The sequence below is a fragment of the Peribacillus sp. TE19612 genome (genome assembly GCF_056279465.1).
In genome coordinates this window covers 116201-138689 of sequence record NZ_JBWCCL010000003.1, presented here as the reverse complement: position 1 = coordinate 138689, position 22489 = coordinate 116201, and the positions used below count along the sequence as shown (strand labels likewise).

At 40.7% G+C, this 22489-nt stretch carries 19 protein-coding genes and 1 riboswitch; of the genes, 5 read left to right on the top strand and 14 right to left on the bottom strand.

Annotated elements, in window-relative coordinates; genetic code table 11:
* The first annotated feature begins 214 nt into the window (after window positions 1–214).
* Complete coding sequence (locus tag ACZ9AO_RS06585; RefSeq protein ID WP_476108715.1) at window positions 215–1618, top strand: sigma-54 interaction domain-containing protein; 1404 nt, start codon at window positions 215–217, stop codon at window positions 1616–1618.
* A gap of 86 nt (window positions 1619–1704) precedes the next feature.
* Here ACZ9AO_RS06585 and cobT read toward each other — a convergent pair whose 3' ends face one another.
* The 4 genes from cobT to ACZ9AO_RS06565 all read right to left on the bottom strand — a co-directional run bounded on the left by cobT (window position 1705) and on the right by ACZ9AO_RS06565 (window position 4915).
* A complete protein-coding gene (gene cobT / locus ACZ9AO_RS06580) occupies window positions 1705–2748 on the bottom strand; it encodes a nicotinate-nucleotide--dimethylbenzimidazole phosphoribosyltransferase (RefSeq protein ID WP_476108714.1) in 1044 nt (347 codons plus the stop codon).
* Window positions 2749–2877: 129 nt separating this feature from the next.
* Entirely contained in the window at window positions 2878–3414 is a 537-nt protein-coding gene (gene lepB / locus ACZ9AO_RS06575; RefSeq protein ID WP_034315582.1) for a signal peptidase I, read from the bottom strand.
* 262 nt (window positions 3415–3676) lie between these two features.
* On the bottom strand, window positions 3677–4384 hold the full coding sequence (locus ACZ9AO_RS06570; protein ID WP_057275637.1) for a nitroreductase family protein: 708 nt from the start codon (window positions 4382–4384) through the stop codon (window positions 3677–3679).
* A 114-nt stretch (window positions 4385–4498) separates the two neighbouring features.
* Window positions 4499–4915 (bottom strand): RrF2 family transcriptional regulator, encoded by a 417-nt coding sequence (locus ACZ9AO_RS06565; protein ID WP_251541129.1) that lies wholly within the window; start codon window positions 4913–4915, stop codon window positions 4499–4501.
* A gap of 322 nt (window positions 4916–5237) precedes the next feature.
* On the opposite strand from ACZ9AO_RS06565, the gene ACZ9AO_RS06560 reads away from it, so the two are divergent.
* Both ACZ9AO_RS06560 and ACZ9AO_RS06555 read left to right on the top strand, forming a co-directional pair.
* Window positions 5238–6203, top strand: a complete 966-nt coding sequence (locus ACZ9AO_RS06560) for a bile acid:sodium symporter family protein (RefSeq protein WP_251541300.1) — start codon at window positions 5238–5240, stop codon at window positions 6201–6203.
* A 105-nt stretch (window positions 6204–6308) separates the two neighbouring features.
* The gene (locus tag ACZ9AO_RS06555; RefSeq protein WP_476108713.1) at window positions 6309–6854 is read left to right on the top strand and encodes an NADPH-dependent FMN reductase; all 546 of its coding nucleotides are present in this window, start codon (window positions 6309–6311) and stop codon (window positions 6852–6854) included.
* Between the two features lie 77 nt (window positions 6855–6931).
* On the opposite strand, the gene ACZ9AO_RS06550 is transcribed toward ACZ9AO_RS06555, so the two are convergent.
* The 10 genes from ACZ9AO_RS06550 to ACZ9AO_RS06505 form a co-directional block, all read right to left on the bottom strand.
* The gene (locus tag ACZ9AO_RS06550) at window positions 6932–7717 is read right to left on the bottom strand and encodes a glucose 1-dehydrogenase (RefSeq protein WP_048689825.1); all 786 of its coding nucleotides are present in this window, start codon (window positions 7715–7717) and stop codon (window positions 6932–6934) included.
* A 15-nt stretch (window positions 7718–7732) separates the two neighbouring features.
* On the bottom strand, window positions 7733–8587 hold the full coding sequence (locus ACZ9AO_RS06545) for a RhaT/GlcU family sugar-proton symporter (protein WP_034315121.1): 855 nt from the start codon (window positions 8585–8587) through the stop codon (window positions 7733–7735).
* A 180-nt stretch (window positions 8588–8767) separates the two neighbouring features.
* Complete coding sequence (locus tag ACZ9AO_RS06540; protein WP_476108712.1) at window positions 8768–9343, bottom strand: hypothetical protein; 576 nt, start codon at window positions 9341–9343, stop codon at window positions 8768–8770.
* Between the two features lie 48 nt (window positions 9344–9391).
* Complete coding sequence (locus tag ACZ9AO_RS06535) at window positions 9392–11344, bottom strand: primary-amine oxidase (protein ID WP_476108711.1); 1953 nt, start codon at window positions 11342–11344, stop codon at window positions 9392–9394.
* A gap of 259 nt (window positions 11345–11603) precedes the next feature.
* Window positions 11604–13076, bottom strand: a complete 1473-nt coding sequence (locus ACZ9AO_RS06530; protein WP_476108710.1) for an aldehyde dehydrogenase family protein — start codon at window positions 13074–13076, stop codon at window positions 11604–11606.
* Between the two features lie 194 nt (window positions 13077–13270).
* Window positions 13271–13984 carry a helix-turn-helix domain-containing protein gene (locus ACZ9AO_RS06525; protein ID WP_476108709.1) on the bottom strand — a complete coding sequence of 238 codons (714 nt, stop codon included), beginning with the start codon at window positions 13982–13984 and terminating at the stop codon, window positions 13271–13273.
* 1366 nt (window positions 13985–15350) lie between these two features.
* Window positions 15351–17177, bottom strand: coding sequence for an APC family permease (locus ACZ9AO_RS06520; protein ID WP_476108708.1), 1827 nt, complete (start codon window positions 17175–17177; stop codon window positions 15351–15353).
* Between the two features lie 137 nt (window positions 17178–17314).
* Window positions 17315–17460: riboswitch (cyclic di-AMP (ydaO/yuaA leader) on the bottom strand.
* Between the two features lie 358 nt (window positions 17461–17818).
* Window positions 17819–18274 carry a GtrA family protein gene (locus ACZ9AO_RS06515; RefSeq protein WP_048689838.1) on the bottom strand — a complete coding sequence of 152 codons (456 nt, stop codon included), beginning with the start codon at window positions 18272–18274 and terminating at the stop codon, window positions 17819–17821.
* The gene (locus tag ACZ9AO_RS06510) at window positions 18234–19256 is read right to left on the bottom strand and encodes a glycosyltransferase family 2 protein (RefSeq protein ID WP_476108707.1); all 1023 of its coding nucleotides are present in this window, start codon (window positions 19254–19256) and stop codon (window positions 18234–18236) included. The genes ACZ9AO_RS06515 and ACZ9AO_RS06510 overlap by 41 nt, the downstream gene beginning before the upstream one ends.
* A 15-nt stretch (window positions 19257–19271) precedes the next feature.
* The gene (locus ACZ9AO_RS06505) at window positions 19272–20936 is read right to left on the bottom strand and encodes a DUF6044 family protein (protein WP_251541298.1); all 1665 of its coding nucleotides are present in this window, start codon (window positions 20934–20936) and stop codon (window positions 19272–19274) included.
* Between the two features lie 168 nt (window positions 20937–21104).
* Here ACZ9AO_RS06505 and galU point away from each other — a divergent pair, with 168 nt between their 5' ends.
* Both galU and ACZ9AO_RS06495 read left to right on the top strand, forming a co-directional pair.
* A complete protein-coding gene (galU, locus tag ACZ9AO_RS06500; RefSeq protein ID WP_251541120.1) occupies window positions 21105–21965 on the top strand; it encodes a UTP--glucose-1-phosphate uridylyltransferase GalU in 861 nt (286 codons plus the stop codon).
* 237 nt (window positions 21966–22202) lie between these two features.
* Complete coding sequence (locus ACZ9AO_RS06495) at window positions 22203–22343, top strand: bacitracin ABC transporter ATP-binding protein (RefSeq protein WP_251541117.1); 141 nt, start codon at window positions 22203–22205, stop codon at window positions 22341–22343.
* The last annotated feature ends 146 nt before the right edge of the window (window positions 22344–22489 follow it).

The following is a 22489-nucleotide window of genomic DNA, read 5'->3' as shown; positions in this document are numbered from 1 at the left end:
GTAGGTTAACCGTATAAGTATCCATCTACATTTAATGTGGGTGGCGTCTCTATTACTCTAGTTTTAGCTTTGATGAATGAAGTGAGTGAGACTATCCCAGGCATGATTCTTATAAAAAATGATTCAATTCCAAATCAAAATATCTGAAAATTCTTGATTTCGCTTCTGTTTTTGATTTATATTTGAATCACCGGCACAGTGGATAAGGGGGAAAATGATGAGTGATAACAACGTCAAAAGAGTTTTGGAATGCATTATCAACACATCCAATAATAATATTACCGTGACCGATGAAAAAGGATTCATTTTATTCACGAATCCTAACCATTGGTGGATATATGGAATCGAACCGGAACATTACCTTGGAAAATCCGTTTACCAGCTCGAAACGGAAGGAATCCTTTCACCTTCGATTTCCGCCATGGTATTGAAAGAGAAAACGCCTATCCAGATCATGCAGCAAACGAAGACGGGAAAAATCGTCATGTCGACTGCCTATCCCATCTTTGATGATGATGGTGAATTGATTCGTGTCGTCAGCTATGCCCAAGATCAAACTGAAATCAGGAACCTCCAGGATCAGTACGGTCAATTGGAGAAAAAGATTCAAGAATACCAATCGGAGGTCGAGGAACTTAGGGAACAGGAGGAGTTGTTCTATCGCAGCAAGGAAATGCGGCAAATCGCCAAAACGATACACCGTGTTTCCAAAACGGATGCGACAGTCATGCTTCTTGGGGAATCCGGTGTGGGAAAGAGCGTATTCGCCCGCCGGCTGCACAATCAGAGTTACCGCAGCAAAGAGCCATTCATCGAAGTCAACTGCAGTACCATCCCAGAAAGTCTCTTTGAATCAGAAATGTTTGGATATGAAGCGGGATCCTTCACCGGAGCGCAGAAGCAGGGGAAGCAAGGGCTGATCGAACAAGCAGATAACGGAACCTTATTTCTGGATGAAATCGGGGAGCTTCCCCTCGATATGCAAGTAAAGTTATTAAATGTCCTGCAAGAGAAGACCTTTAAAAGAGTGGGAGGGAAAAAAGAGCATAAGATTGATTTCCGGCTAGTGACGGCAACCAATCAAAACCTTGAGGAAATGGTGGAGAAGGGAACATTCAGGCTCGATTTGTATTATCGCTTAAATGTGATTCCCATCCAAATACCGCCGTTACGCGAAAGAAAAGAAGACATTGCCATCTTAATCAATCATAATCTCGAAATCATCAATAAGAAATACAAGTCAGATAAGAAATTGCACCCTTCCACTTACGAAATACTGATTCAGCATAAATGGTCAGGAAACGTGCGTGAATTGGAAAACCTGATTGAACGGCTCATTTTGACCTCGGAAGACTCCATCATTTTCCCTGGCTTTCTCCCCTCCCATTTCCATGGACAAGAATCTTTGGAGAAAATAGATGATACCCTAATGATCGACAATATGATGGTTGATGATAGTGATCTCAATACCGCCCTCGAACAAGTCGAAAAATGGATGATGATGAAAGCGAGTAAACAATGCAAGTCCACATATGAAATGGCTAAATTCTTAGGTATCAGCCAGCCTTCCGTCGTCAGGAAAATGAAGAAATATAAAGATCATCTGCCCATTAAATAACAGGGGGATGGAAGAATGTTTCAATGCAGTATCCACTTTTTTTACCTGTATAAAAAGGAGACCAGCGTATCGAGGTCTCCTTTTCCTTACTTATTTGACACGCCAGCAGATTCAAATGTTGCCATTTCTTTAATGACCAATGTCGCTGCCTTGAGAATGGGGTATGACAGGGCAGCCCCTGTTCCTTCCCCGATTCTCATTCCCAGGTCGAGGATCGGTTCCTTGCCAAGCAGTTCTATGGCCACTCTATGACCAGGTTCTGCAGATCGATGTCCAACAAACATATAATCGGCTGCACGTCCGGAAATCAGGTTTGCCAATACAGCAGCCGTTGTTGTAATGAAACCATCAACCAGAATGGGTATACGGTTATTCGCTGCAGCAAGCATGGCCCCTGCCATACCTGCAATTTCGAATCCACCGATATTCATCAAAATGTTGATTGGATCATCAGGATTAGGATTTCTTAATGAAATCGCTTCTTCAATTATTCTTCTCTTATGTAAAATTCCTTCTGACTTCAATCCTGTTCCCTGCCCCACTAGTGAGTCGACGCTTTTCCCGCTTATGATGGAGATGATGGCGGTACTGGATGTCGTATTTCCGATTCCCATTTCACCAAGAATCAGGCAGTTCACACCACGGGCAATCATTTTCTCTGCACGGTCATATCCAATGTCAAGCGCTTGATTTACTTCTTCCTTTGTCATAGCTTCTTCCTTATAAAAGTTTCTAGTTCCATTACGGACTTTTCTGGAAGTTAACCCCGGTGCTTCGATATCTGCATCGATCCCTATATCGACAATGTCCAAGTAAGCATCTATCGCACGGCTTAATACATTGATGGCAGCACCGTCATTCAGGAAATTAAGTGCCATTTGTTCCGTTACTTCTTTTGGATACGCAGAAACCCCTTCTTCCGTAATTCCATGGTCGGCTGCAAACACGATCACCCCCGGTTTCGAAATGTCCGGAAATGCCTCCCCTGTCATCTTGGCCAGTTCAATTATCCATTCTTCAAGCCGTCCTAAGCTTCCCTGAGGAATCGTCAGCGAATCGACATGTCCTTTAACCTGACGTCCCATTTCTTCATCCAGCATCGGGATGGAAATGGCAAAACCATTCTTCATATTAATCCCCCACAATCCAAAATAAAAACCTTACCTATAGGAAAAGGTTCTTATCCATCATCTACTATAAATACAACTTAGTCCATATCATTATCATCTAGGCTTTCACTTGAATTTACTGTAATCCTTTTACTTCGGCACTCCCATTTCATTTAAAGGGTAGATACGAAATTTCACTTTGCCCACAAGTGATTTTTCAGAAATAAAACCAAATCTTCTTCCATCCCAACTATTCCTTCGATTATCCCCCATGACAAATAAATGACCGACAGGTACCTTGGATTTCCCGAGTAAATCACTTAGGGTGAAATTCTCCGTCAGATTCTCTTCAGGTGGAATTTCTCCTTTTTTTGTATTCAAATATGGTTCTGTATACTTTTTCCCATTGATATATAAGACATCATCTTTCATTTCGACGCTGTCCCCTGGTAAACCGATCACCCTTTTTATATAATTCTCTTCCGCGTCCGGAGCATAAAATACGACCATATCGAAGCGCTCCGGCTTTCCGATTTTAGCTACCACGATCCGGTCATCATTTTCATAAGTCGGCTCCATTGATTCACCTTTTACCGTGACTGGCGTAAATAAAAACTGTTGGCAAATGAACACAATCATTAAAGCGAATAAGATAGCTTTCAACCACGAGAACACTTCACTTTTCATATTCTTCTTACGGACTCCCTCCCATCCATTGTCAACGGCTAAACCCACGATAATTGCTGTATTTTGGCTAGCAGCACCAAAAGGAATTCATTAGCTTAATTTGCCGGTCGGTGATTTTTAGAGGAGACATTTCAAAGAAATATCTGGAAAAATTGTAACACATTCATTTATCGCTCGCGAGAATAAATGATTTTTCAGAGCCAACCTCAACCCATGAGAAAAAGGATAGCGATTTTAGCTATCCTTTTTCTTAGTTTGTTCCTCAGAATTTATTCCAAGTCAATATAGTATCGAGTGGCAAACGGACTTTTTCAAAGCCTGCTTTAGTTCCTTTTCCAAGGGAAATCAACATGACAGGTTTGAAGTTTTCCGGTACATTGAACGCATCCACAAATTTGGCTTCATCGAACCCTCCCATTGGGACTGTATCGTATCCTTTTGCTTTTGCAGCCAACATGATCTGCATGGAAACCAAGCCACCGTCAATCATGGCTACGCTTAAAGCCTTCTCAGCGGAAAAGTTGCCGTAATTATGCAGAATAGAGGCTACATATGGCTCTTTGATTTCATTCTTCATGATCCCTTTATTGACTAATTCACCATAAATCCGTTCTGCATTTTTGTAACCTTCTATATCAGCTAAAACGGCAATGACAGCAGATGCATCGACGATTTGTTGTTGGTTATTTGCGATGGGTAGCAATTCTTGTTGGGTTTGCTTATCTTGAATCACAAGGAATCTCCATGGCTGTAAGTTGGAAGAAGAAGGCGCTTGAATCGCAATCTCCAGGATTTCACGAATTTCCTCTTCAGTCATCACGTATTCAGCATCGTACTGGCGAACAGATCTCCGTTCTTTTGCTACCGTAATGAAATCCGTATCATTAAGGACTTTCGGCTTTTCAAGCGGTACATTCAATTCTTTTGCTTTATTCAGGTACTCTTCTTTACTCATTATATTTTTTGTCATTGATAATGACCTCCATTTAACTGTAATTATTACAGGAACAGTATATAACGCATACTGTTCTTTTGTCAAATACAGTTTAAGAAAAACGAAACCTTGTCAGTTTCGTTTTTCACATTAAGATTTTGATAGTAAATCAGCAATCGTCTTTTGTTCCAAGCCTTGTATAATCCAGCTCTCCATCTCGTTTTTCAAGCCGCATAAAGCTTCGCGGGAAGATGGTTGAAAGCATTTTTTAGCATTCACATCAAGAAAGCCTTTTGAAAAAGGTTCGGATTTAATTGCAGAGTATATATCTGCAAGAATGATTTGGTCGGGATTTTTGGCAAGTGAATATCCCCCATCTCTTCCTTCCTTCGCTTGAATCAGCCCTGCCTTCACTAAATTACTTAATATTTTTCTAAGAAAACCTGACTCCGAATCAAGCTTAACGGCCAATTTATTACTATTACATAATCCATCATGATCAGCAAGAACAAGCAGGGCTTGTACTGCAAGACTAAACCACATTATACTGGAAACCTTTTCTGACATTTCTTTCACCTCTCTCCTCTACTTTAAACTATTTTTCATTGAATATACAACGCTGCATCGAACAATCCTGCCTAAAAACCTCCTTATAAAACCATCCATCAAGGAAAGCTTGCAACCCTTTTGGTTTCATAGCAGTGAAAGTAATAGAGAACACAAAAAGAATGGATATATTAGCATCCACTTGGCCTATTTTATATAGTCTTACATTAATTGCATTTCACCATTTCCAAAAAATAAATTGACAAAATTCTTGTCTTACAAATTATATGTTTTGGAATATGGTAAACTTACTTAATAGAATGGATGAGGAAGTGGATGAATGATGCTGAAAACAATAAATGAACAACTCGATAAAGTCATGCCTCTCATCACGCCGATAAGCGTGATTATTGGGGTATTATTGTCCGAACATCTAATGGATTATACCTTTCTTGTTCCATGGATATTTGCCTTCATTACATTTTCCGGGAGTTTAGGCTCTAACTTTAAATCCCTGCAACAGGCAGTCACCCACCCTTTACCCGTTTTCATCGTATTGATCATCCTTCATATGCTTATGCCAATTTGGGCTTTTGGCCTCGGTCATTTAGTGTTTCATGGTGATGCTTTCACAATTACCGGCCTAGTCCTCGCTGTAGTGATTCCAACCGGTGTCACCAGTATGATCTGGGTATCCATTTATAAGGGTAATGCCATACTTGCCCTAACCATCATCTTAATCGACACCCTACTCTCGCCATTCATCGTCCCATACAGCATTTCCCTTTTCGGAGGCGGTTCGATCGAAATGGATTTGGGGTCGATAGTGAAAGGATTAATCGGAATGGTCGTTCTTCCCTCCATGCTTGCCATGTTCTTGAATCAGGCTACAAAAGGAAAGATACAAAATACACTATCTCCCCGATTAGCTCCATTCTCCAAGATAAGCGTTGGAATCGTAGTCATATTGAACAGTTCAAAAATTGCGCCTTACTTAACCCATTTCGATAAGAAAATAATGATCATGGCCTTCTTGGTTTTGTTCATAGCCGCTTCAGGTTATGCCCTTTCTTGGATGGTCGGTGCATGTTTAAGATGGGAAAAGGCGGATATCATCACCTTGACATTTACTGGCGGTATGCGAAACATCAGTGCTGGAGCCGTTCTTGCAACCACCTATTTCCCTGCTGCCGTTGCGGTACCCGTTGTACTTGGCATGCTGTTTCAACAAATGCTTGCCTCCTTTTTTGGCTATGTCATGGAAAAGCATTTTCATCGTGGTGTGATTGAAGGGCCATCCGCCGAATGATTACTTTCCAAGCATCCTTTTTCCCTTTCAATTACATTCCTATTATAATAGGTAAGTAGAACATTTACATGATTATCCATTATAAAATCATTGGAGGTATTGGAGATGAAAGTTGTTGCCATAGTGGGAAGTATCCGTAAAGAGTCATACAACCTTAAGCTTGCCAAATATATTCAAACTAGATATCAAGATCGATTTGATCTCGAAATCTTGAACATTCGGGATTTACCTTTTTATGATCAAGATATTGAAAATGATCCTCCATTGGTTGTAAAAGAATTTAAAAGCAAAGTGGCCGAAGCAGATGCAGTCTTGTGGGTAACACCTGAATACAACGGGACGATTCCAGGTGTATTGGGCAATGCAATTGATTGGTTATCACGTGTCGATAAAGTCTTGATCGGCAAACCATCATGGATCATGGGTGCGTCAATGGGGCAATTAGGGACGGTAAAGGCTCAATTGCATTTGCGTGAAATCTTATTCGCAATAGGCATCTCCTCCCCACTCCTTCCTGGGAATGAAGTATATGTTGGTGCAGTGCATGACAAAATCGATAACGAAGGCAGCCTTATACATGAGTCGACTGTCCAGTTTATCGATACGGTCGTCGATAATTTCATTACCTGGTATAATCATCATACTCGTTAATGCTTTACACAAGAATCCCAGCAGGCTTGATCCTGCTGGGATTCTTGTTGCATCATATAAGAGGAATTAATCAAAACTCATCCTCTACCCGCTTGGAATGAAGGGTATTTTGTCATTCCTCCGTCAGCGAATAGAGTGATGCCCGTTACATAGCTGGACTCTGAAGATGCCAGCCATGCAGCAACCGCGGCAATTTCTTCAGGCTTTCCGATATACCCCATCGGAATCATGCTTTCAAGGTCCTTTTTCTTTTCGGGATCTTCAAGCTTGTCGGCATTTATTGGCGTGGCGATGGCTCCGGGACCAATGCTGTTCACGCGGATCCCTTTTGGTGCATATTCAAGAGCCAGGGTTTCCGTAAGCAGCTTCACCCCGCCCTTGCTAGCTGCATAGTGAACGAATAAAGGCCAGGGAATCATCTCATGTACACTGGACATGTTAATTACATTCCCTTTAATATCGTTCTCGACAAAATACTTGATAGCTTCGCGGCAGCCTAAGAAATTCCCCGTTAAGTTAGTATCGATTACCCTATTCCAGTCGCTTAACGGCATCTCGTGAGATGGAACCGGATTTTCAATCCCTGCATTATTGATGAATATATCGAGTTTCCCGAAATTCTTTATCGCTGATTGAACAAGGTTAATAACATCTTCTTCAACGGTGACATCGCCTTTTACTGCAATGGCTTCCCCGCCATTTGTTTTGATTTCTTCCATTACACTATCCGCTTCCTCTGATTTAGTGCGATAATTAACCACGACCTTTGCCTTTTCCTTAGCAAAGCGAATGGCCATCGCTTTTCCTAAACCAGTGGATGATCCGGTTATGACCACGACCTTACCTTCTAAATCTGTATACATGTAATCACCCTCCAATTAACTTTTTGCCAATCCCAGCATAATCCCAGCTATGATGATCAAGATAATCCCAATTACGATTCCAATTAGTTGGCGCTTCGTTTTCTTTTCACGTAAAATGAAAATCCCGCCAAGAGTTGAGATGACTATGCCCATCTGCGAAAGTGAAAAACTAGTGGCCACTCCCACACGTGGCTGGGAAATGAATAAAAACATGTTCCCTGCAGCCCATATCAATCCCGGAATGATATTGCGAATCGTATATTTGTTAAATGGTTTATGCTTAAAAGTCAATAACAGACCGCCTATCACCATCCCGATCGCTTGAGGGAACAACGCTGACCATCCGTCAACATCAAAAAGACGGGCCACGACCACATAAACCAAATAACCGAATGTCGAGATGAGGAGAATAACAATTCCTTTCTTCAAGTTTCCCGACTTGCCCTCTTTCGATTCTTTATCTTCCAAGGAGGTCAAGATGATTCCTATAATAATGAAGATCAATGCCAAAACGCCTAAAATAATCGCTTTCATTGTAGACCATTCGTTAAAAACTATGACCCCGAATAAAGTGGTTGAAATGAGCTGCAATCCTGTTGATATCGGCATTGTTTTAGAAACTCCCATTAAATCAATGCTCTTAAGCTGATTAGCTTGTCCAACGGCCCAAAACAATCCAGATACGACTCCGACACCAAACACCAAAAGTGACAGCTTAATATCGGCAAAAATATAAACACCAATTGAAAAAATCAAGGCGCCAATCGTTGTACCTAGTGTTTGACTATAGGGTCCACCCCCGAGTTTCACATTAAATAAAACGATGCTTCCCCAGAATAATGCCGGCAAGAGAGCTAATAATATATCCATTTTCAACCCCCATATATGTAAGTACAAAACTAAGCAGGATATTTCATTTTGTATTCTTTTAATATGTTCTCATTATTTGAAATGACCCTTGGTAATTTTATGAAGTGATTCCCCAAAAAAGTGTTCAACACAAAAAGGGCTGCTGCTGCAGCCCTTTTTGTGTTGATATTCTTGCAACAGCTACCCGCCATGTTGATGATGTTGCATGTCCATTTCCGAATCTCCACCAACCTTGAAATAATCACGTTCCCAAACGGCAGACGTTCCGATTATGATGATGGAGAACAAGAGGGTCAGAAAGAAAGGAGTAAACCCCCTCCCACTTTTTGTCTCTTTTACACCCGCTCTTTTTATATAAAAAGTCACAATGAATATACTGCAAAGGTAAATCAGATCCATCGAAACGAGCATGAAAGTTTGTGAATCAAGGGGCAGCATGACCCCAAGCATGCCTCCCATCATTGCCCCCATCAGAGTTGTTGACAGAGACTCCATAACCGCTGTTAAACCGAATGGCCTTCCGATGATGAAACCTGCCACTGCACATATTGCGATGGCTAGAACGGTTAAAACCGCCAGCTTGCCGGGCATCAGGAATGACAGCATTAAACTTAAGGTTAAACTTGTCGTCATGCTTAACATCATGACCATGCATTTACCAAGGCCAACACCAATATGATCTTTTTTCAGATGGGCTTTTTTAGAAAAGTAAATTGTATAAGCCATGACTATCATAAAACTGGTCAGCATCAGCATTCGATTCGTTTCCCCCTTTTCGAGCAATAGTTAGTGAAACGACTGATTTTAATGACAGGAAGTATTACCGTCCACCTGGCAAGCTGAATTCTTTGCTTTTGATGGAGGCACGTCAAGAGCTGGATTCCGATTGAAAAAGCCCGTCGGTTTTAAAATGAAGCTAATATAAGCGGTCGGCATGACTGGCCAATCTTCAGGTCGTGTTATATGATGGTGTCCCATGTTATACCAGACCACAACATCTTCATTTTCAATGGAGCGATCGGCTTTAACCCAATCTTCCAACCCTTCTCCCCCTGCATGTTGGTTTGGGTATCGCCCTGATGCAAACTGTTCATCAGGATCGAATGGCGTCACCCAAAAATGGTGTTTTAAAAATCCAGCCCGTTTTAATAAAGGCGAATCATCATGGGCGAACGGAAAACAATTCTCCCCAGCAAACAATTTATAACCAACCGGTTCCCCCAATATATTCTTTTTTGAGGGATTGACGATCTTCCAGAAGCGCGCAGTACGCAAATCAAGGTCCCGGACAGCCTCGGATTCATTTTTAAGCAAAGTAGAAACCGGATAGAAACCATTTCCATATGGGTTGTCCGATCCCTTTTCCATGCTTTTTGTATTGACTTCATAAACTGAATTATTCATTCCATCAACCATCATATCAAGCCTCATATTAAAGAAATGCTGGTGATGTGCAGCAAATAATTGAGGTGCGACCAGATTGCCATGCGGGTGCTTCCGGTCAGGTTCGATGGCTTGTGTATGCAATATGCCTGTCAATTTCACTTCAAACTGTATCGTCCCATCCTGAAAGAAATACCAATAAAATCCGTATTCGTAATTTCCAACTGTTGAAATGCTCGATAAGACCAATCTTCTTGAACGGCGGACTTCAACATGACCTGTCCTCCAATCCGTATGTTTCCATCCAATTCCAAAATCCTCCTCATGCAGACAAATTGCATTTTTAATTTGAATTACATTCCCTTTACTATCCACCAGGTTCGCGTCAAAATACTTGATCTCACCTAGGCAGTCACACCCAAGTTCAAGTGAATTCGCCAACATGCCAATGCCGTATTCCCCTGCATCAAAAGCATTGTTCCTGTTAACCGGATCAGTCGGATCACCGTAAGGCACCACCATCTCGGATAAAGAAGCTCTATACAGGATTGGCCGCTGCACTCCATCATCATTGTAACTGACCGTATGAAGGACAAGACCCTCACGGGAGTTGAAACCAAAGCGGATATTCCATTTTTGCCAATCGATCACATGTCCTTCCGTCGTGAAACTTGGTCCTTTTGGCTGAACTATTTCCAAAGGCTTAACATCCAGCCTCATGTCACCTACTTGATCGGGTGTATAATTTCCATCAAGCGGCGGTAATGGTATGACACCTTTGTCCACAATCTTGATGACTTCCATCTTATTTAAATCGACAAGGACATATAATCCTGAAATGGGACGTGCATACCCATTATCATATAATGATGTACGGTAATAACATAAAGCCCTGACGATTCGTACATCCACTTCCTCTTCAATTCCAAAATTCCCTGCTGACCATGGATCGACCATGATATTGTCCATATTCGTAAGCCCCCTTTTGGCAAAGGCTTTTATCATCTCAGGGTGGCTTTTCACGACTTCCTGACACTCCATGAATTCATCAGCCATTATGGATGGCTGCACTCCAGGAATCAGTTTCCATGACGTTATGCTTCCTTCCGTTAAGGAAACAACAGCCTCATATGTTTTTCCCTCTTTATTATGAAGAATGATACAGAATGCTTCTCTCTTGATTTGTTCTTCATCACGATAATCCAGAACAATTGATTTTGCAGGTTCCAGTAAGCTGATGTTAGCGAAGCGGTAATGGTCATCCAATCCTTTATCACGTTTTAAAATCTGGACCGTAAGTTTAAGTTCTTCTGCCGTTAATGGATCAAGCGGGTGCTTTTCCCTCGTTACTTTCATGCTAGAAGTTTTCTCCATATTAACCTCTCCCTTTTAGGTAAAATATCATTCTATCCATTAAGTAAACTTCCCCTCGAAGTGCCTCGTGCATAAAGTTCAAAATTTTATTTGCCTACCGCCATCTTTCCAGAAACCTGATGTTGACTCTTTGACCCAACAATATTCAATATGATGAAGATAGCCAATATCAGTAAACACATCCCACTCATACCGATTTATCAAGCGGATAGCTGGAAATCCAACTCAATCAAGCTCCCATTAGGACGCGTCCCTGCCCTTAAACTCCATACCAGTTCAAGCCCTGCTCATTCAAATCGATCCACACATTTTTTGTTTCCGTGTACATATCCATCGCTTGGATACCCAGTTCCCTTCCGAAACCGCTTTGCTTCCTGCCGCCAAAAGGTGCTGCACTATCAAGCATGCTAAACGTGTTCACATACACCGTCCCCGCTTTTAACCCCCTTACCATCCGGTGCGCCCGTTTTAAATCATTGGTCCATAAACCTGAAGCCAATCCATACAAGCTGTCATTTGCCTTGTTCAATGCATCCTCCTCATCTTTGAACTTGATAACCGACAAAACCGGCCCAAAAATTTCTTCACGGGCAATTGTCATATCATTGGTAACGTTCTCAAAAACAGTGGGCGTGAAGAAATAGCCATTTCCTGCCTTAGTATTTCTTTCTCCTCCCATGACAAGATTAGCTCCCTGTTCCAGACCGGCCGCTACATATTGTTGAATTTTGTCAAGTTGCTGCAAGGAAACTTGCGGTCCCATTTGGGTCGTATGGTCTAAAGGATTCCCTACACGGATGGATCGTGCTTTCTTCACGAATGATTCCATGAATCGATCATATATGCTTTCCTGCACAAAAAGTCTTGTACCCGAGGCGCATACTTGACCTTGTGCGAAGAAGATACCAAACATGGATCCATTCACTGCATTATCAATTGAAGCATCATCAAAAACTATATTTGGTGATTTCCCCCCTAATTCAAGGCTAATTGGTTTTAAGTTCTTACTTGCTGCCTGCATGATTAGGCGGCCAGTATTCGTTGAACCCGTAAAAGCGATTTTATCGACGTCAGGATGGGAGGAGAGGGCATCACCCGCTATCTTCCCGTATCCCGGAATAACATTGATGACTCCATCTGGAATTCCGACTTCTTGAAAGATTTTAACCAATTCCAGAATGCTTACAGGAGTTTGCTCAGCTGGTTTTATCACAATCGTATTGCCTGCAGCTAAAGCAGGGGCAAGCTTCCACATCGTCAGCATAAGCGGAAAGTTCCAAGGAACTATGGCCCCTATGACACCGATTGGCTCCTTCAAGGTATAATTGAACCGGTTATTGGGAGAGGCAAGGGTACTTCCCTGGACTTTATTGGCTAATCCCGCATAAAATTCGAGTACATCTATCATGGCAGGCATCGCAATGAATTTTGTTTCATTGATTGGCAGCCCGTTATCTTGTGATTCGACTTCGGCGAGCATATCGGCTTTCTCCCACAGTGCCTGTACCACTTTATTCAGCAACCTCCCTCTATCCCCCGGTGCCATTTCAGCCCACGGGCCAGATTCAAACGCCCTTCGTGCAGCTTTTACCGCTAAATCAACATCTTCCGGACCTGCCTCGGCAACTACAGCATTCACTTCATCAGTTGCAGGATTAAGTGATTCAAATGTTCTTCCAGATATTGAATCAACCCATCTCCCATCAATGAACAATCGATAGTTTTTCCCCATCATCGTTTCCCCTTTCTAGTGGAAATCCCAAAACAACAAACAAAATATCTATTAATACAATAAGGCCGCGCATCATTTTTTTATTGTAAAAAACGGAACTTTCGTAATATTTTGTATGCATTAAAACCAAACAAAAAAGATCCTCGTCACCATGAACGGGATCCTTCAAATGTAATCACTATATAGCAAGAACGTTATATTGGGTTTGAAAATTTCTTTGAAACGGCATCGATGAATTTAGTAGGAGTCAGATAACCAAATTTTTTAAATTCATTAATTAAATGTGATTGATCAAAATACCCATTCTCATTAATCACATCCCAAACTGTAAAAGCCTGTTTATTCAATAACATATGCAGGGAGTTTTGGAACCTCACTATTTGGCTGAATAATTTGGGCGGCATCCCTACATGAACATCGAATTGCTTTCGCAAGTATCTTGTAGAGTATCCGGTCTCAGCAGCTAATTGATTCATATTTACATTTCCTTTAGAAGAATATATTTTGTTCAAGGAATATTCTATTATTGCCGGCAAACCGTTACACGTAAAAATATTAATCCCTATTTCTTCTTTGAACAGCTTTATTCTTCTATGAAAATCCCGTTCAGTTATTAACCTTTCCGTAATGGTAGGTTCAATTTTTAACATATCAGCTAAAGGGATTTGGCGATCGATTACCTCCTTCATGGAATATTTAAAATGCTGGGTTTCCTGCTTAGGCATAAACCTCACACCGAAATATTCACAATTAGCCTGAAAGTTTATCGTTTTGTACTTGAGGACAGTTCCGAACACATCTGCGGAGGGTCTTTCGGGATCGCAATAAAATAATATGTCGATGCACCCATCCGGAATGACGGACATTGGATTCATTAAATCCCGATTGATTTTAAATTGATAGAACAATGTAGTGGAATGGTCAGAATTTCTTTGTTTATATTCTATATAATAATCTGATAGAATCTCGAATTCCGGTTGGAATGGAAAATAGTCGAAGTTATTGAAACTCTGAATGATTCTCAGCTACCATCACGCTCCTTTTATATTACACTGTCACCAAAGCCTTTTTACCACTGCAATAAGCTTGCATTTGCCCCAATTACTACAAGTAATCGATTGGCTGAGTGGTCATCCGCATCACTACACGGGTCAGGAGAGCCGTTCATCATTCTTCCCACCCCTGGCCATTATCAATATGAGCGTTGTTTTTATAATTTTCGACAAGTATTTCCAAATCCCTTTTGACTGAAAGATTTAAAACAATACCCAACTTACAGAACACTTGGGTTCTCTTTTATCTTCGGTGAAAATAAAAGGCTCTGAGAAAAAACTCTTGTTTAAATATTGGTCAGGAACACTGAAATACATGGTAAAATATTCTAGTTAAATCCAGTTTTTAGCCTCTATGTTACGAAAGGAATGTATATATTGGTTTACTTATATGTAATTTTATTTTTCATTTTTGGCTATAGTTTTATATTTACCTTAATTAAAGCTATAAAAGATGAAGTATCCCCACATCTCACTGCAATCCTTTTTCTTGTATGGGCTTCATCAGCAATGATCGTGATGGCAAATTTAATGAGTTTTTAATTAATTCAGGGGACGCTTGTTGAAAGACCGATGGTAGGGGCAGTCTTTTTAATTCTAAGATTATCAGAAAGCAAACCTTATGTAGGCTTGCTCCTCCAGTTTGAGACAAAAGGGGTTCGGAAAACTTATCTTTTATCAAATGATGTTCCCAAACTCCTCAAGTATGGTTTCTAACTAAATGCTATAACAAAGCTGATTGTAGCGGAAGGTACGAGACTCCTGCGGGAAAAGCGCGTCTTGGGAGACCCCGCAGGCGTTAGACGAGGAGGCTCGCGGACCGCCCGCGGAAAGCGAGTGCCTGGAGTGGAAATCAACGTCCAATTGTATAATCCATTAATAATACGTAGGCCCAATCATGTATACCGGGACCCACATTTGTAGACGGAAAACTTATCTTTCATCAAATGATGTTCCCAAACCAACACAACTTCAACTCCTCAAGTATGGTTCCTTACTACATACTATAACAAGGTTGAGTGGAGCGGGTGTACGAGACTTCTGCGGGAAAGCGCGTCTTGGGAGACCCCGCAGGCGCAAGCCGAGGAGGCTCGCCCACCGCCCGCGGATAGCGAGTTTCTTGAGTGGAAATCCACGTCCAAATTGTATAAGCCATAAAAAAATGTAGACAAACTCGATGAAAATCGAATTTGTCTACATTCTGTTCTATAAGATATGGAACTTACTTCTTTAAATGATATGGCACTGTCGTAACAACCACATTTCTTTTATAAAGTAAGTAAGCGCGAATCAGTAAACTTGATTGGTTATGAAGTATATTGTGCCAGCCCTTCTTCGGAATGAATTGGGGGATGATCACCGTAACTTTATAATTGGATTCACTAGCCTTATGTTCTACTGTATCCACAAATTTAGTTAGTGGCTGAATGATACTTCTGTAATAAGAATTCAGTGTAACGAGCCTTACATCCGGCTGCCATTTATTCCATTTTTCTTCGAATTTCTTTTCATCATCTCTTTCAAAAGCGACATAAACGGCAATGACCTGATGTGCAGATAGAGATTTTGCATAATTTAAAGAGTTCTCAACCACATGAGTTATACCCGCAACAGGTACAATGATGATATTTCCTTCAATTGGTAAGGTCGGCTCACATGTTGTAATCCTTAGTTGGTCTCCAACTGCTTCATAATGATTTCTAATTCGATGAAAAATTAAAATGATGATAGGTAAAAAAATCAAAACAGGCCAAACCTGACTAAATTTGGTTAAAAAGAATATCATCGTGACGATAAAGCTAATTATGGCACCAATTGAATTAATGGTTAATTTCATCATCCAGCCTTTTGGCTTTTCGCGAATCCATTTAACAATCATCCCGGTCTGGGATAACGTAAATGGGATGAATACACCAACCGCATAAAGCGGAATGAGATTTTCCGTATGTCCTTCAAATGCGACTATCAAGATGATGGATGCAAGTCCAAGTATGATAATTCCATTGGAATACCCTAAACGGTCCCCTCTGATCGTAAACGCCCTTGGTATGAATTTATCCTTCGCCAGATTTACCGCAAGCAAAGGGAAAGCCGAATATCCAGTATTTGCCGCAAGTATCAAGATCAATGCAGTTGTACCTTGAATGAAGAAATACATGAAATTCCGTCCAAAAATCTCTTCAGCAATCTGGGAGACGACCGTTACCTCTGCGCTAGGAACAACGCTTAAATAATAGGCTAAGAATACGATTCCCGAAAACAAAACAGCTAGTAAGGAGCCCATCGCTATTAATGTTTTTGCAGCATTATTCGGTGCTGGATCTTTAAAGTTCGGGATTGCATTGGAAATCGCTTCGACTCCTGTCAATGCGGAGCTTCCTGATGCAAATGCTCTTAGCAGTATAAATAAACTGATGCCGGCTACCGGAGTCCCGATTGACGCATGCAATTCCGGTGAGATTCCTCCCGTCAGAATCTTGTAAATTCCAACCCCTATCAAGATGAACAAGGCTAAAACGAATAGGTACACCGGATAGGCCAAGACAGAGGCCGATTCCGTAACCCCCCTAAGGTTCAAGATAGTAAGTAGGATGACGAAAATAATGGCTATGAGGACATTATAGTCATGCAGGCCGGGAAAAGCGGACGTGATGGCATCCGTACCAGCAGAAACACTTACCGCGACAGTTAATATATAATCGACCAATAAGGATCCTCCAGCTATCAACCCTGGATTGACACCTAAATTGTTTTTTGAAACCACATAGGCTCCCCCACCATGTGGATAAGCGAAAATGATTTGTCTGTAGGACAAAATCAAAGCGGTTAACAGGATCAATACTCCAATCGCGATGGGGATTGAATACCAGAATGCCGCAGCACCGACCGTGATCAGGACAATCAATATTTGCTCCGGCCCATATGCAACCGAAGACAAAGCATCGGAAGATAATATCGCCAACGCCTTTGTTTTATTAAGCTTTTGTTCACCAAGTGCATTCGATTTTAAAGGTCTCCCAATCAAGAACCTCTTTATAGAAGATAACATAAAGAATTCACCACCAGTTTAATTTATAAGTTTATGTTTCCCAGCTGTAGCAAAAAACGAGACGGAACACAAAAATGCCTACAAGTCATAGCTAAATAGACCTGTAGACATCAATTTTTTTGTCTAACAAGCTCCACCTTCCTTCTCATATAACGCTTACGAGGTTAGCTGTCGGATTCGGACCTAAGAGTAGCCCTACCTTTTAAAGGATTCACCCCTTGGATTGTAAAAACAATCCCAATAACGGGTCCCCCGCACCATAAGGTTTAAGCGATTTAGAAATATGAAACTGTTGATTATCATACTCCCGTGAAATGGAAAAGTAAATGAAAATTTTGCACAGAAATAGAATTATTATTTATAAACGAGGCTTTATTCTTGACTTATATAACAAAAGTCATGCAAACACATGATTCGAAGGTAGGAAAGGAGGAAAGTAAACGTCTAAAAGGGATATTAAAGAGGACAATGAACAAAAAATACATTTCGAAAAAGGAAAAATGATCACCACATGGAACGTGATGGATCAAGTAAAACAGATCTGCCCCAGCTTGGATAGTCATTAAATCCGAATTTTCTCTTTCCGATTCCATTATTAATTCCCGTCCATTTGGGGGCATTATTCCACTGATCTACGCTAATCAGTTCCTTCCTTCTTGAATTGGCCTCAAATTGCTTTTTTTAAAGACAAAGTATTTCTGGCCAAGATAGTTAAGCACTGTATAAAAGATTGTTCCTATCAGAACAGCCAAATTTTGTTGTATGGATAAATGAACGGTTCCTTCCAGTGATTCTGCAATGGCTTGGCCTATAGAATAAGCGGCGGAATAACAAATCAGGATGACGCAAAAGAAACGGGCAACTCCTCGACGCCATTCTATATCGCTTTTAAAGGTAAAAGTCCTGTTCAAAAGAAAACTCGTTACAGCTCCCGTACCATTGCCGATAAAGGTGGAGATCCAGTAAGATAATTCAAGAACATTCATGAGAAAAAGCATGATGGAAAGTCCAACCGCTGTATTGACTATTCCAACCAATAAAAAGCGGATAAAGGAGTTAGTTTGTTTTAGATAGTTTTTCAATACTGTTCCGTTCATTGTCTAGTTGCTCCCGTTTTTTTAAATCGAGCGGATTAAATAGATCAAGATCAACAATATATTTTGGCCGGCGTTTGGATTCATTATAGATTTTACCTATATACTCCCCAATCAAGCCGACAGCAATCAACTGTAGTCCACCGATCAACCATATGGAGGTGATCAATGAGGTCCAGCCAGTTTCGGTCTGCCCATAAAATTTCAACCATAAAAAGTAAGACCCAAAGAGTAAGCTAATGAAAAAGGAAAGACATCCTAGCCATAATACAAGCCGGATTGGTGTAACTGAAAAGGAAGTAATGCCATCAAGTGCAAAAGCAACCATCTTCTTAAATGGATATTTCGTTTCCCCAGCCAATCTTTCTTTACGGTCATAGTAAACAGAATCCGTCTTAAACCCAATAAGCGGTACAATCCCCCGTAAAAAAAGATTCGTTTCATCAAAGCGTTCCAACTCCGTGATCGCCCTTTTGCTCATTAGTCGGAAATCGGCATGATTATAGACAAGGTTGACCCCCATCTTGTTCATCAATTTATAAAAACCTGCTGCAGATGTTCGTTTAAAGAATGAATCAAGGTCCCTTTTCTGGCGGACACCATATACGATTTCACATCCTTCATTGAATTTCCGAATGAATTCCGGGATGACCTGAATATCATCCTGTAAATCTGCATCAATGGAAATCACACAATCCGAGGCTTCCTTGGCTGTAAACAACCCTGCCAGAAGTGCATTTTGATGTCCAGCATTCCGGGAAAGCTTTAGCCCGCGAACATATTCATTATTAATCGTTTCTTTATAAATGATCTTCCACGTTTGATCCTTGCTCCCATCATCGACCAACAAAATTTTACTTTGACCGGAAACAACGTTTTCATCGACCAACCCACTCATCAATCCACAAAGCTGGGAAATGGTTTCCTGCAAAACGCTTTCTTCGTTATAACAAGGTACAACAATCGTTACAATCGGTGAATTCATTCTATTCCCCCCTTTTCACATGACTCTGTATAAATGAATTTTCCATACGCTTCCTTTTTTCGTGAAAACCCTATCCAGCACCAATCCGTTTTCCTTCGCGTTGTTGATTGGGATGGCAGAAAATATATACGTACCGCCTAATCCTTTAAACGCATCCATGTTGAGGTCCAAATTTTCCAGCTCTTTCTTCGAGCCTTTCTTGAACATATAATGCTTCTTAAGCTCATCGGTAAACAGGTAACAACGTCCTCCCCATTCATCAAAGTAGATTCTGATGTTTTTATTCTTAGCCAATTCGTTTTCAATTATTTGACGAAATTGATGTTTGTAAGAAAGCGGATAAAAATTGTTATAGCTATCGAGCGTGTAAAATCCATTATATTGAGCGATTGCGGGATGCAGCCCAATGCTGGCAACACGATACTCTTCTTGTGGACGGTCTATATGATCTTTTATTTCCTGAAAAAGGCTTTCTGAATAGAACTCTTTAAAAGAGGGTTTTTTATTGTGAGTGATCTCTTCATTGAAACCCATTAAAATCAGAATTTGAATGGCGATGAAAATAGAAAGGGTTTTCTTAGCATAGTCGCTGTGTTCCCAAATGATTTTTATCGCGAGGGCAAACCCTAAGTAAATTACCATCGGCCTTAAAAAGTGAAATCTGGCAAAATTAAAGGTATCCAGGGTATGGAACCTTTCCGTTAAAGGAAGCCAGCCTTTATAAAACCAAAATGCGTACCACGCTGAGAGCATAAAATTCAAGCCGAATAAAAAAACGTATACCTTCTCCTGTCTCCACAGTTTTTTGGTCAGAATAATATAAAGGGCAAAGACTGTAATCGGCAGGATGATAAGAGCATGTACAGTCATGACATGCGTATGTCCAAGAACGAAATTTTTGAAAGTAAGCTTAACGACCCAATCCAGCGGCAGCCTTGCGTGAAAATATTCATCTCTGCTGTTTGGCTCCGAATCAAAAATGAATGAAGCGACCAAACGATACTCCACCAAACCAAAAATGACAGTCATATAAACGATCGAAAGAAGAAACTTTATATTCCACCCTTTTCCCCTGATTACATCCGTTAGCCAAAGAAAACCCATTGCAAAAAGGAAAAAGAAAAAGCCAAGCACGATGCTTGAATAAAGCGGTAAAAGTGTAAGGACCAAATAATTCTTCCAAGAATGATCCTTGCTGCGGATATTCAAAAAAGCCCAAAGGGCTAAAGGCATCCCAAGTGTACTGAGCATTCCCGATGGCCAAAATGGGGTAAGGGCAAAGGCTAAGGATGTTCCAACCCTAATCCAACCTGATAGTCTTCCTGTAACCAAATGTTTCTTCAATAAGATATACATACCAAAGAATGCAATAAACCTTGTTAATCCCTGGCTTATTGCATAAGCAACCATTGTCGGAAAAAGAGCATGAAGCCAAACGATAATACTGAACTCACTGCCAAAAGCATTACGGGGCAGGCCATTCATAATCTGCGGAATTCTGGCGTCAATTGCACCGAATAACTCACCGCTTTCTGAAAGGACTTTATACCAGGCAAGGTTGGAATCCAAATTATCATGTACGCGAATATGCGCATTTTCTCCAAGGATGATTAGGGGGGAAAGATATAAAACAATGATGAGTAAGGCAAAAAGGATTTGTTTTCTCTCTTGATTTTCAATTGGCAAAATATCCACCTCTTGATTAAATTCATATATCCATAATATTTGGCTTCGAAGGTAAATCTATTCTTTTTAAGGGATTTATTTTAACCTATTTTGATATAGGTCAACCAATGACCACATAAAATGCAATAAGCATATAAAAGAACCTTAAAAAGGGGCTGGGTTATGATAAGGAAAGCGGTGATTCCAGCAGCCGGTTTAGGAACACGATTTTTGCCTGCTACGAAAGCTCAACCAAAGGAAATGCTGCCGATTGTCGATAAGCCGACCATTCAATATATTATCGAAGAAGCGGTACAATCAGGGATTACGGATATTATCATCGTTACGGGTAAAAACAAACGTGCCATCGAAGATCATTTCGATAAATCGATTGAGCTTGAAATACTTCTGCAAATGAAAGGTCAAAATGATCTGCTTAAGATCGTGGAGAACATTTCCAACATGGTCGATATCCACTATGTAAGACAAAAGGAACCTTTAGGTCTGGGTCATGCAGTTTTATGTGCCAAAACTTTTATCGGAGACGAACCTTTTGCCGTCCTGTTAGGGGACGATATCGTGGATAGCCAGGTTCCAGCTTTGAAGCAGTTAATGGAACGGTATAACAAGGTTCGAGCGAGCATTATCGGATGTAAGGAAGTGTCACCAGCCGATGTCTCCAAGTATGGGATCGTAAACTTCCAAGAACGATATGAGGATTTATTTCTGGTAAGAAACTTAGTGGAAAAGCCAAAAGTGGAGGATGCACCATCAACACAGGCGATTATTGGCCGATATATTTTATCACCTGCGATTTTTGAAATCCTTGAAAACGTAAAGCCTGATCGTAAGGGGGAAATCCAGCTTACCGAAGCTTTAGACCTTTTGTTAGAAAAAGAACCATTATATTCGTATATCATCGAGGGAAATCGTTATGACGTAGGCGATAAATTCGGCTTCCTTCAAGCATCAATAGATTTCGCCATGAAACGACCTGAACTTCGTGATCAGCTAATAAAATATTTAAGGCAGTTGTTTCCTTAATGAAGTTAATATGACCATGCCCAATTACCAAAAAGAGGTGATTGGGCTATTTCCACATCGGATTAACACCCCTTTGGTTGTAAAACGATCCACTTACCATAATCCTCCAAGTAAAATGTTACAGCAGAAAAAGTTGAACAGAGAAAGAATAGTTTTCTATAAGTGAGGTTATGTTGATAACGTATCCTTCATGAATGTTCCAAAACACGATATCCAGAAAGGGTTGTAGAAAAACACATGCACAATAAACCTAATAATCCAATAATATCTGATGAATTTTTAGATCAAGTGGTTAAGGAAATCAATGCACAATTTGGCGGGCCCATCAATGAAAAAAATGATCGTTTCCAACATGGGGGCGATGATGAAAGAAGTTGAATTGAATCCCCCTTCATTAATCTAAAGCTCTCATGAAAAACTCTGGCTATATTCATCCAGAGTCTTTTCTCTGTAACTTTAGTTCTTCAATAGAATTATCCGCCCTTTCTTTAACGACTTGTCCAAACCAATTTAGCTTATCCTCA